This is a genomic window from Vibrio sp. Vb0349, from assembly GCF_033338975.1.
Genome location: NZ_JAWOTS010000179.1, coordinates 1 through 1,436 on the forward strand (window position 1 = coordinate 1; position 1,436 = coordinate 1,436).

The window sequence follows — 1,436 nt, forward strand, 5'->3', positions numbered from 1 at the left end:
ATCGATGATGAGAGTTGGCACAAAACAAGCGCAGAAATAAAGTATGTCGTTCTTGATTTGCGAGATTGTGGCGAGCTTGTTTCGGAAGTGGCGGAAATATCTTCAAGATTAGATGTGAGCATCTCTCTGATTGTGTTGAGCAACACGGACTCAATCTTGATGCGTGACAAAGTGCTGTCGTTAGGTGCGAACTACATTCTTTGGGATCCGGAACTTGATGGCTTGTTGGGCGCATTAAAAGAGTCTGGTAAAGACACATTTTCGCCAACGGTGAAGAAAAAGTCGCGAATCGCGAAAAGAGTCTTGATGCTTGGTAGTAAAGGCGGTGTTGGCGTGTCAACCATCAGTGCTTTTTTATCCCATAGCTTGAGCCAGCAAGCGAGCTTAAAAACGTTGCTTGTTGAACACGATACGCTGGCATTAAATTCGGATATTTTCTTGGGTTTAAAAGGGCTAAAGGCGCAACAAAATAGCATCGATTTAAACCAATCTGAGCTCGATGCTGCAATTGCTGGGAGCTATGTACACCCAATCAAAGACAAGCTTGATTTCCTTGCCCTTGAAAAGAACATTGCATGCATAAGCGATCATGCAGACTCTCTATTTAGAATTTCTAATGAGCTGGTGGATCAGTACAACTTCATCATAGATTCATTGCCTTTAAATGCGATAAACGAACTGACTTCAGAAGACATCAATGAAAGATACAACCGCATTTTTGTTGTTTGTGAACCTTCTGTTGCCTCGTTACGCGCTTACCACTCGATAAAGAAAAAATTAGGAAAGGCCGAGCATCGAATCATTTTTTCTATGACTCGATCGCAGAAGGATTACATGATGCCTCTCCAAGGCGCCAAAGAAAAAATTAAAGCGAAAGACACCATTGATTTCGTTTATGAAGCCAATTTGGAAAAGTTGATCATCCAACAGGGCATTCACAACACGGCGAAAATTAAGTTCACCCCAGCTATTGCAAATATGGTGAATTCGCTGACTGGTAAAAAAGTCAAAGTGCAGAAAAAGTTCGCGTGGTTTAAGAAATGAATCACCTAAAAGAAGTTTATATTGACATAAGAGACGAAATCTTTGACGCGCTTGATGCCGCTTCTTTAGTCGATGTCGAGCCATTGGAGCTTGAGAGCCAATTAAAAGATTCCGTCAATATTCTTATCGAGAAAAAGCAACTGCAAATCAGCAGTTTGAAGCGTTTAGATCTCGTCAAAGCACTACTGGATGAACTTAAAGGTTTAGGGCCGCTTCAAGCGTTGGTTGATAACGATGATATCTCGGACATTATGATCAATGGCCCGTCAGATATTTTCATCGAAATCAACGGCAAGGTAGAGAAGTCGCCAATCCAGTTCGTCAATGAAAAGCAGCTCAATACTATCGCCAAACGCATTGCATCCAATGTAGGGCGTCGCATTGATGAATCG

The 1,436-nt window shown here is 41.9% G+C and carries 1 protein-coding gene and 1 pseudogene; both read left to right on the forward strand.

Going from position 1 to position 1,436, the window contains the following annotated elements:
* Positions 1 to 1,044, forward strand: a 1,044-nt coding sequence (locus R7Q47_RS24340; RefSeq protein WP_318089785.1) for a type II secretion protein, incomplete at its 5' end; no start/stop codon positions are given.
* Positions 1,041 to 1,436: pseudogene (locus R7Q47_RS24345) on the forward strand (CpaF family protein); the annotation flags it as partial. The gene R7Q47_RS24340 and the pseudogene R7Q47_RS24345, both read left to right, overlap by 4 nt.